The sequence below is a fragment of the Staphylococcus simulans genome (assembly GCF_003043455.1).
Taxonomy (GTDB): Bacteria; Bacillota; Bacilli; order Staphylococcales; family Staphylococcaceae; genus Staphylococcus; species Staphylococcus simulans_A.
This window is the reverse complement of the sequence record NZ_PZGG01000077.1, coordinates 1-8500: the sequence shown is the minus strand read 5'-3', so window position 1 is coordinate 8500 and position 8500 is coordinate 1. Positions and strand designations below refer to the sequence as shown.

Genomic DNA, 8500 nt, shown 5'->3' with positions numbered 1-8500 from the left:
ATGTTAGAAGAAGCGGGTGAATAAATTGATTTACGGTATAGGCATTGATTTGATTGAAATCGATCGCATTAAAACAATGATAGAACGTCAAAAAAGATTTCCAGAAAAAGTATTGAGTCAAGATGAATTAGAAAAGTTTCATTCATTTTCACATCCACAACGCCAAGCGGAGTTTTTAGCTGGACGTTTTGCTTGTAAAGAAGCGTTCAGTAAAGCATTAGGCACGGGTATCGGTAAACAAATCAGTTTTCAGGATATTAATTGTAAAAATGATGAACTTGGTCGTCCTTATATCAACTTTGAAGGATTCAAAGTTCATGTCAGTATCTCTCATACGAAGAACTATGCGACAAGCCAAGTATTGCTTGAAAAAATATAAAATAAATTGAGTATTGATAAAACTAGTCAGAAAGTATTATAGTAGTAATACATTTTACTTGGTTAAAGGAGATGACGCTATGGCGGATAAATTTTATCGCCCTACGTATTTAAAGGTAGACTTAGAAGCGATTTTAAAAAACTACCAAGTACTAGGAAAACTACAACCAAACAAAACAGTAATGCCTGTCATTAAAGCAAATTCATATGGACTAGGCAGTGTGAAAATCGCACAATATCTTGAAAAGCATGGCGCAGAATTTTTTGCGGTCGCTACTTTAGATGAAGCAATTGAACTGCGTATGCACGGGATAGATGCCAAAATTTTAATCTTAGGTGTTGTCATGCCGAATGATATTAATAAAGCCATTCAACACCGCGTTGCCTTAACAGTGCCTTCATATCAATGGTTAGAAGCTGTAATTGAAAAAATTGATTCTGAGAATACTAAAGATTTATGGCTGCATGTCAAAATTGACACAGGTATGGGGCGCTTAGGTATAAAAACACTTGATGATTATCAAAAAATCGTTAATATCATCAATGAACATGAACATTTAATTTTTGAAGGTGTGTTTACGCATTTTGCGCAAGCAGATGAAGATTCGCCACATACACAAGAACAATATCAAGTATTTGAAGATTGGGTGAATACATTACCGCATCCACCATATGTCCACTCTCAGAATTCTGCAGGTACAATTCTTCATGAAGCACCTATCTGTAATATGGTACGTACTGGTATTTCTTTATATGGTTATTATCCATCTGAATATGTTGAAGAAGTAACGAATGCGGTACTTTATCCAAGTGCGTACTGGGCAACTGAAATTATGGAAATTAAACGTCTGAAATTAGGAGATACAGTCAGCTATGGTTCTACCTTTACTGCTGACCGTGAATTGAAAATTGCTATTTTAGGCGTGGGTTATGCAGATGGTATTCCACGTATGATGCAAGGGGCAACAGTAGAGATTAAAGGACATCATTGTGAAATTATCGGTCGTGTGTGCATGGATCAAATGATGGTGATTTTACCTGAGGATGAAACCTTTGAAGTCGGGGATACTGCAACGTTATTAAATCGTGAACATCAAGGTCCTGAATCGTTAACGGCATTGGCACATCAACAACAAACAATCAATTATGAAGTGCTTTGTCGTATCGGCAGACGTGTGCCAAGAATCTATGAACCAGAAAAAGAATTTGATATTGTCAACGAATTGCAAAAATAGTATGGTCATGAATTTTGAAATTTGTTATGATTAATTTGAATATTAGTTTAGAAGTTCTTTATTTCTTGGAGGTCTTACCTATGTCAACTTTTAATCAGAATAGAAGCTATAGTTTGGAACAGTCATTAAAAGAAGGCTATTCACAAATGGCTGATTTGAATCTCTCCCTAGCAACGGAGGCATTTTCAGTGGAATGTGAAGCCTGTGATTGCAACGAATCTTATCTCACATTTGATAAGGATGAATGATGAGGAGAGGCGATGTTTATTTAGCTGATTTATCACCAGTGCAAGGTTCTGAACAAGGGGGAGTTAGACCTGTTGTAATTATACAAAACGACACTGGCAATAAGTACAGTCCGACAGTAATTGTAGCCGCTATTACTGGACGTATTAATAAGGCGAAAATTCCAACACATGTTGAAATTGAAAAGAGTAAATACAAATTAGACAAAGATTCTGTTATCTTACTTGAACAGATTAGAACAGTTGATAAAAAACGTTTGAAAGAGAAATTGACTTATCTTTCAGATGAGAAGATGAAAGAAATTGATAACGCAATTGGAATCAGTTTAGGCTTGACACATAAAAATTAGGAACCGATTTCAAAAATACGCGTAAACAACTAAATGAGAAGTGGTTGTATCAGTTTATGCTGAACAATCCAGTTCATTCGAATGGACGATTTAAAAGAGGTGAAGCAACATTTTCAGCTTGCTTAGCAATTTTGCTGATTGCTCGATTTTTATCATAGTGTGATACAGCATTTTACTATGATGCTGAAATGTGACTTTAAACCTCTTTTTATTTCATCAAATTAGATTTAAATAGTATGTGTGGTTACTGGGTAGACGGCGAAACTGGTATAAAGAGAGGGACAACGCAATTGGAAAATTTCAAAAAAAGATATAAGCAATTAATGAAGTCATATGTAGAGTCCTTAGATAAGGCAACTGTTATTAAACAATTTGAAGGCTTCGGTCAAGAAATTTTAGAAAAACATATCCATGCAGAGGATGTGCTTGATATACACAGAGAATGTGCAAAAGAGATGGATTTAACTAAAGAACAAGTCTTTGCGACATTCGAACTTTTGAAAATCATCGCTAGCATTTTCGGATATAGCTATCAAGATTATCAAGAAATGGTAGACAAACTTTACTACCATGATAAAGAAATGGATTTAGCTTCACGTTTACAACAAACGATGCTGCAAACTGAGATTCCTCAATTCGACAGTATTCAAATTGGGGTTATTTCTGTGGCAGCACAAAAAGTAAGCGGGGACTACTTTAATTTAATTGATCATAAAGATGGAACGATGAGTTTTGCGGTAGCAGATGTTATCGGTAAAGGTATTCCTGCAGCACTCGCAATGAGTATGATTAAATTCGGCATGGACTCTTATGGACATTCTCAATTACCAAGTGATGGTTTAAAACGTTTGAATCGTGTAGTTGAGAAAAACGTCAATCAAGATATGTTTGTGACGATGTTCTATGGCTTATATGAAGAAATGAACCATCTATTATATTGTAGTTCAGCAGGTCATGAACCAGGTTATATTTTCAGAGCGGCCGAAGATAGATTTGAAGAAATATCTGTAAAAGGGCGTGTGCTCGGTGTTAAACAATTAGAGCGCTACATGCAACAAGAAATCCAAATACATTTAAATGACTTGATTATTATCTTTACTGATGGTGTGACTGAAATCAGGGATGAAAACGGTAAGTTTATAGAGACAGACTATTTACTGGATTTTATACATAAGTATAAAAATCTGCATCCGCAAGATATTGTACAATTATTGTATGAAGATTTGCTTGGCATTCAAAAGTCAGGCAAGCGTGATGACTTAACAATCTTAATTATTAAGCGAGTAAATTAAATAAAAATGATTAACCTTTAATTAAAATGGGTAAACTAGTGTTTGAAATATGAACAGACTGGAGTGTATCACTGAATGAACTTGAATATAGAGACACAAAAACATGATGAGTATTATGAAATTAAGGTCGGAGGGGAACTAGACGTTTATACTGTACCTGAATTAGAACAAGTTTTAACACCAATTAAACAAGAAGGTACACACGACGTATATGTTAACTTGACGAATGTAAGTTACATGGATTCCACTGGACTTGGCTTATTTGTAGGAACATTAAAAGCATTAAACCAAAATGATAAAGAATTATATATTATCGGCGCTTCAGAGCGCATCAGCCGTTTATTCGAAATTACAGGTTTAAGCGACTTGATGCATGTAAATGAAGGATCGGAGGTAGAATGACATGGAAGCGAAGCGGAATATAATTGAAATGAAGCTGCCGGCAGAAGCTGAATATGTCAGTTTAATTCGATTAACTTTATCGGGCGTGTTTTCACGTGCAGGGGCTTCATATGAAGATATTGAAGATGCTAAGATTGCGGTAAGTGAAGCAGTCACAAATGCTGTAAAACATGCATACAAAGAAGAAGAAATCGATCCATCTATTTATTTATGCTTTGAAATTTATGATGATAAAATCAGAGTTGTCATTTCCGACCAAGGCAAGAGCTTCGATTATGAAGAAAAGAAAAAAGAACTCGGCCCATATAGTGAAAATGAAAATATAGACTTCTTAAGAGAAGGTGGATTAGGGTTATTCTTAATCGAATCATTGATGGACGAAGTTAAAGTAAACAAGGACAATGGTGTAACGATAAGCATGATCAAGTATATAAAAAAAGAGCAGGTGCACAATAATGGCGAAAGAGTCGAAATCAATTAACGATATTTCACCACAACAAATCAACGAATGGATCAGACAACATCAGAATGAAGAAAATACCAGTGCCCAAGACAAACTTGTCAGACATTATCAAAAATTGATTGAATCTTTAGCTTTTAAATACTCAAAGGGACAATCACACCACGAGGACTTGGTTCAAGTAGGAATGGTAGGACTTATCGGTGCCATAAATCGATTTGATATCAATTTTGGCAGAAAGTTCGAAGCCTTCTTGGTGCCTACGGTAATCGGTGAAATTAAAAGATACTTAAGAGATAAGACTTGGAGCGTTCATGTTCCAAGAAGAATCAAAGAAATTGGTCCGAGGATTAAAAAGACCACAGATGAATTGACTAACGAACTTGAACGTTCGCCATCCATTGCCGAAATTGCAGATAGATTAGAAGTTACAGAAGAAGTATTAGAAGCGATGGAGATGGGACAAAGTTATAATGCTTTAAGTGTAGACCACTCCATTGAGGCAGATAAGGACGGTTCAACAGTCACTTTACTTGATATTATGGGTGAACAAGAAGACGGTTATGATTTAACCGAAAAACGTATGATTTTAGAAAGAATCTTACCTATTTTATCTGATCGTGAACGTGAGATTATTCAATGTACATTTATTGAAGGACTAAGTCAGAAAGAAACAGGCGAACGCATTGGCTTAAGTCAGATGCATGTCTCACGATTGCAGCGTAACGCAATAAAAAAATTACAACAAGCTGCGAAGAAATAATGGTGAAAATAAAGAATTGCAATCTTTAGAAAGGGCTGAGATACAGTATGTATTTCAGTCTTTTTCTATTCTTATGATACTATGGAAACAAGAAAATGAATTTGAGGTGCAGATATTGAATAACGAACTAATCAACTCAATTGAAAAACAACATCACTTTTCAAAAAAACAAATTACAGAAGTTTTAGCTTTATTAGAAGAAAACAATACCGTCCCTTTTATCGCTCGATATCGTAAGGAACGTACAGGCGGTTTAGATGAAGTTGAAATCAAAAAGATTGCTGATGAATATCACTACATGGAACAGCTTCAAAAGAGAAAAGAAGAAGTTTTACATAACATCGAACAGCAAGGATTGTTAGATGATCAGTTAAAAGCAGACATTTTAAAACAAACCAAGTTGCAACGTGTAGAAGATTTATACAGACCATTTAAACAAAAGAAAAAAACACGTGCTACAGAAGCTAAACGAAAAGGTTTAGAACCTTTAGCAAAATGGTTGATGCAAAAAAGTATTGATCAATCGCCAAATGCATATGCTGAAACGTTTCTAAATGAAGAAGTGACATCAGCTGCTGATGCTTTAGCAGGAGCGCAAGATATTATTGCCGAATGGGTCTCTGATAATCCTAAATACAGAAATAAAATTTTAACTCAAACACAAAAACAAGGATTGATTACAAGTCAGAAAAAGAAAAAAGCTGAAGATGAGAAAAAGACTTATGAAATGTACTATGATTTTTCAGAACCTATTCATAAAGTAGCTAACCACAGAATCTTAGCAATGAACCGTGGTGAGAAAGAAAAGGTGTTATCCGTTAAGATTGAAATGGAGACAGATTCATTAGAACGAGAGATTGCGCGACAAGAAATTAAAGGACAGCACGAGGGCACAACATATATTGAAGCAGCAATTCAAGACAGTATGAAACGTTTGATTATGCCATCAATCGAGCGAGAAATTCGTTCTGATTTGACCACTAAAGCTGAAAACCATGCGATTGATGTATTTAGTGTTAACTTGAAACACTTATTATTACAACCTCCATTAAAAGGAAAACAAATTTTAGGTGTAGACCCAGCATTTAGAACTGGGTGTAAGCTAGCTGTTATTAATCCGTACGGTACTTTTATTGCGAAAGGTGTTATGTATCCACATCCACCCGTTTCTAAAACGGCTCAAGCAGAAAAAGTATTTTTACAATTTATCAATGATTACGATGTTAAATTAGTAGCCATTGGGAATGGTACAGCAAGTCGTGAAACTGAACAGTTTGTAGCTGACTTGATTCAAAAACATAATTTAGATGTTCAATTTATCATTGTGAATGAAGCAGGTGCCTCTGTTTATTCTGCATCTGAAATCGCAAGAACAGAGTTTCCTGATTTTCAAGTAGAAGAAAGAAGTGCTGTTTCAATTGGACGACGTGTACAAGATCCATTAAGTGAATTAGTGAAAATTGATCCGAAATCAATTGGTGTAGGACAATATCAACATGACGTTAACCAAAAAGCATTAGAAAGTGCATTGAACTTTGTAGTAGAAACAGCAGTTAACCAAGTAGGCGTAGATGTGAATACAGCGTCACGTTCATTATTGCAACATGTGTCAGGCTTATCACCGCAAATTGCGCAAAATATTATCGATTACCGAGAAGAGAATGGTGTTATTAATCATCATAAGCAAATTGCTAAAGTAAAACGCTTAGGGCCGAAAACTTTTGAACAAAGTATTGGGTTTTTACGTATCGTAAATGGTAAAGAACCATTAGATAATACTTCGATTCACCCAGAGAGTTATGAGATTGCATATCAACTATTAGAGCAACAAGGTTTAAGTGCTGAAGATTTAGGTACTGCACATCTTAAAGAAGTATTGAATAAACTAGATTTAAAACAATCAGCTGAACAATTAAATGTGGGTCTTCCAACGCTAGAAGATATTGTTGCAGCATTAATAGCACCAAATCGAGATCCGAGAGATGAATATGAAACGCCAATTTTAAAATCCAATGTATTATCGTTAGAAGATTTAACGAAAGGGATGAAACTGAGTGGTACTGTAAGAAATGTTGTTGACTTCGGTGCTTTCGTAGATGTTGGGGTTAAACAAGATGGTTTAGTGCATATCTCTCAATTAGCAAAACGTTTTGTGAAGAATCCAATGGACGTTGTGAATGTAGGCGATATTGTAGATGTCTGGGTACTTGATACAGATACAGTAAAAAATAAAGTTTCATTGACGATGATTAATCCAAATGAGTAATAACTGGATGGATAATGAAAAATTGCAGCAACTTACAAAAAAGATTTCCAGACAATCATTTGGATGGGAATTCAAACACGAAGCTTATTTTAATAAAAGATTAAGAACAACAGGCGGAAGATATTTGCTGCAATCGCATAATATTGAAATTAATCCTAAACAATATGAGCAATTTGGAGAAGCCGCAATTATTGATATTATCAAACACGAATTATGTCATTATCATCTTCACCTCCAAAAAAGAGGTTACCAACATAAAGATAAAGATTTTAAACAGTTAAGCCAAAAAGTAGGTGCACCGAGATTTTGTAGTGCTGTTAAAAGTTATGAAGAGCGAGCGAATTATGTATATCAATGCCAATCATGTAAAAAATCTTTTTTACGCATTAGAAAAGTGAATACGCGAAAGATGGTTTGCGGCCATTGTCATGGAAAGTTGAAATTACAAAAGGAATTATAGCTTTCTATACCGAGTATCTAAGGAGTCATGCTTTAGATGCTCGGTTTTTAATATATTTAAAATAAAGATAAAAAATATGAACTTTACTGTTGACTCATCTCTGGGAATGTTATATGATAGTTCATGTCCTAAAAAAACGACATTAAATATTTGAAACGAACTTTAACGCTTTGTTAAAAACTTTTAAAAAGTTATTGACATGATATTACGAGAGTGTTACAATAGAGTACGTTGTTAAAATAAATGATTAATGAAATCAAACCCAAGCGGTCGTGGCGGAATGGCAGACGCGCTAGGTTGAGGGCCTAGTGGGAGAGATCCCGTGGAGGTTCAAGTCCTCTTGGCCGCATCAAAATTTCATTAATTTACGAATATATGCGGGTGTAGTTTAATGGCAAAACCTCAGCCTTCCAAGCTGATGTTGTGGGTTCGATTCCCATCACCCGCTCCATTGAAACATTTAATGAACATTGAAAACTGAATGACAATATGTCAACGTTAATTCCAAATTAACAAACGTCTTAAGGACGTTTTAAAACAATTAGTTTTTATGAGCTAGTCAAACATCATAAATTATTATGGAGAGTTTGATCCTGGCTCAGGATGAACGCTGGCGGCGTGCCTAATACATGCAAGTCGAGCGAACAGA

The 8500-nt window shown here is 35.1% G+C and carries 10 protein-coding genes, 2 tRNA genes and 1 rRNA gene; all 13 read left to right on the top strand.

Features of this window, described 5'->3' with window-relative positions:
• Positions 1-25 precede the first annotated feature (25 nt).
• Complete coding sequence (acpS, locus tag BU038_RS11010; RefSeq protein WP_107606075.1) at positions 26-379, top strand: holo-ACP synthase; 354 nt, start codon at positions 26-28, stop codon at positions 377-379.
• Between the two features lie 79 nt (positions 380-458).
• The gene (alr, locus tag BU038_RS11005; RefSeq protein ID WP_107606074.1) at positions 459-1613 is read left to right on the top strand and encodes an alanine racemase; all 1155 of its coding nucleotides are present in this window, start codon (positions 459-461) and stop codon (positions 1611-1613) included.
• A gap of 80 nt (positions 1614-1693) precedes the next feature.
• Positions 1694-1861 carry a type II toxin-antitoxin system antitoxin MazE gene (gene mazE, locus BU038_RS11000; RefSeq protein WP_023016097.1) on the top strand — a complete coding sequence of 56 codons (168 nt, stop codon included), beginning with the start codon at positions 1694-1696 and terminating at the stop codon, positions 1859-1861.
• Entirely contained in the window at positions 1858-2208 is a 351-nt protein-coding gene (locus tag BU038_RS10995; protein WP_031262808.1) for a type II toxin-antitoxin system PemK/MazF family toxin, read from the top strand. Before mazE ends, BU038_RS10995 begins: the two co-directional genes overlap by 4 nt.
• A 290-nt stretch (positions 2209-2498) precedes the next feature.
• Positions 2499-3500: a SpoIIE family protein phosphatase gene (locus BU038_RS10990; protein WP_107606073.1), complete on the top strand. Its 1002-nt coding sequence runs from the start codon at positions 2499-2501 to the stop codon at positions 3498-3500.
• Between the two features lie 75 nt (positions 3501-3575).
• Complete coding sequence (locus BU038_RS10985) at positions 3576-3902, top strand: anti-sigma factor antagonist (RefSeq protein WP_107606072.1); 327 nt, start codon at positions 3576-3578, stop codon at positions 3900-3902.
• 1 nt (position 3903) lies between these two features.
• Positions 3904-4383, top strand: coding sequence for an anti-sigma B factor RsbW (gene rsbW / locus BU038_RS10980; protein ID WP_107606071.1), 480 nt, complete (start codon positions 3904-3906; stop codon positions 4381-4383).
• Positions 4358-5125, top strand: coding sequence for an RNA polymerase sigma factor SigB (sigB, locus tag BU038_RS10975; RefSeq protein ID WP_107606070.1), 768 nt, complete (start codon positions 4358-4360; stop codon positions 5123-5125). Before rsbW ends, sigB begins: the two co-directional genes overlap by 26 nt.
• Before the next feature lie 115 nt (positions 5126-5240).
• Positions 5241-7391, top strand: a complete 2151-nt coding sequence (locus BU038_RS10970) for a Tex family protein (RefSeq protein WP_107606069.1) — start codon at positions 5241-5243, stop codon at positions 7389-7391.
• 7 nt (positions 7392-7398) lie between these two features.
• Entirely contained in the window at positions 7399-7851 is a 453-nt protein-coding gene (locus tag BU038_RS10965; protein ID WP_107606068.1) for a SprT family protein, read from the top strand.
• 266 nt (positions 7852-8117) lie between these two features.
• A tRNA-Leu gene (locus BU038_RS10960) sits at positions 8118-8200 on the top strand.
• 28 nt (positions 8201-8228) lie between these two features.
• Positions 8229-8302, top strand: a tRNA-Gly gene (locus tag BU038_RS10955).
• A 124-nt stretch (positions 8303-8426) separates the two neighbouring features.
• Positions 8427-8500, top strand: a 16S ribosomal RNA gene (locus BU038_RS10950); the annotation flags it as partial.

Bases quoted from the DNA above. Each gene is read 5' to 3' on its own strand.
- alr (WP_107606074.1), top strand. From the start codon at position 459: ATGGCGGATAAATTTTATCGCCCTACGTATTTAAAGGTAGACTTAGAA.
- mazE (WP_023016097.1), top strand. From the start codon at position 1,694: ATGTCAACTTTTAATCAGAATAGAAGCTATAGTTTGGAACAGTCATTA.
- BU038_RS10995 (WP_031262808.1), top strand. From the start codon at position 1,858: ATGATGAGGAGAGGCGATGTTTATTTAGCTGATTTATCACCAGTGCAA.
- BU038_RS10985 (WP_107606072.1), top strand. From the start codon at position 3,576: ATGAACTTGAATATAGAGACACAAAAACATGATGAGTATTATGAAATT.
- rsbW (WP_107606071.1), top strand. From the start codon at position 3,904: ATGGAAGCGAAGCGGAATATAATTGAAATGAAGCTGCCGGCAGAAGCT.
- sigB (WP_107606070.1), top strand. From the start codon at position 4,358: ATGGCGAAAGAGTCGAAATCAATTAACGATATTTCACCACAACAAATC.
- BU038_RS10965 (WP_107606068.1), top strand. From the start codon at position 7,399: ATGGATAATGAAAAATTGCAGCAACTTACAAAAAAGATTTCCAGACAA.